General features: G+C 34.8%; 1 protein-coding gene and 1 pseudogene. Both read right to left on the bottom strand.

What is annotated here, in order from left to right; translation table 11 throughout:
* Window positions 1-52 precede the first annotated feature (52 nt).
* Window positions 53-397, bottom strand: a complete 345-nt coding sequence (locus OZD66_RS04950; protein ID WP_182367851.1) for a diacylglycerol kinase — start codon at window positions 395-397, stop codon at window positions 53-55.
* 97 nt (window positions 398-494) lie between these two features.
* Window positions 495-1,128, bottom strand: a pseudogene (locus tag OZD66_RS04940) (EndoU domain-containing protein); the annotation flags it as partial.
* Window positions 1,129-1,210 lie beyond the last annotated feature (82 nt).

The following is a 1,210-nucleotide window of genomic DNA, read 5'->3' as shown; positions in this document are numbered from 1 at the left end:
TCATAACTATATGCTGCTGGCATGCTTACCATCACTACTATAAATCCATATCTTACCTTTTTTGGACTATTATGAGAAGTGCTATAATTAATGAAAGAAAAACTGCTGCACTACCTAGATCTTTCACCTTTTTTGAAAGTATGTGTTGTTCACTGGAAATACGCTCAATTGTCGTTTCAAAAGCAGTGTTAACAATTTCCACAATTAACACCAGGAATAGGCTGCTTATCATTACTGCACGTTCTAGATTACTTACATCCAAAACAAACAAAATTGAGACACATACTATAAAAAGTAGCAACTCCTGTCTGAACGCAATTTCTGATATAAAAGCTGATTTTATTCCTTCACAAGAGTATTGAATTGCTTTTATTAGACGAATAATACCCTTCTTCATTATTACTCACAAAACCCTTTAATCAAAATTTTAACTCATTTGGATTTGCTACACCCTATAGCATTTTTATCATTTGTTCACCCTATTGGTTTTGAAATTAAGACTTACTGCAACTACAATAAGTACTCTTATCATCACATTTTGGTGTTAAGTCAGGATAGAACGTGAGTATAGCATCATTCTTTCTTACAAACACTGATTGATAATTGTCATCCTCCATTTTATACAGGCACATTCCATCTTTTCCCAATTCCTTAAACGCCTTAGTTGCAGAAACTATCGGCATGAAGGTTATATGCATATCCATTTGGACACTTAACTTTTACTTCTCCATCCTTGCCCAAATATTTCATTCCAAATGTATAAACTGGCGGCTTAATATCTGATTTATTGCACAGGGCACCTGCCCATTTATCCTCTTGAGCTTCAACATATCTACCTACAAAATGCATACCACCTAGTTTATCGTTTGGCTCACCACAAAAAATATGTCCAAACCCTATAGTTTCTTTTTCACTTCCACTATTTGTAAACCAAATGTTAGCCAGTTCATCTTTAAATAGCTCCAAATCCGCATCTGGTGTGACAATTTGATGATCAAGCTCATCATATATTCCTTTCACTACTTCTTGATGCTGCGGACAATCAAGTAAAATTTTGAAATCTTCTTTATCTGGATGTGCTCCCCAATCTCCACAAACTTTCAACACTCCTCTATCGAAGTCAGTTATAGCACTTCTCATAATAGTCCAAAAAAGGTAAGATATGGATTTATAGTAGTGATGGTAAGCATGCCAGCAGCATATAGTTATG

Source organism: Wolbachia endosymbiont of Drosophila baimaii (genome assembly GCF_028982185.1).
In the GTDB taxonomy this organism is placed as follows: Bacteria; Pseudomonadota; Alphaproteobacteria; order Rickettsiales; family Anaplasmataceae; genus Wolbachia; species Wolbachia pipientis.
This window is presented reverse-complemented; position numbering and strand designations above follow the sequence as displayed.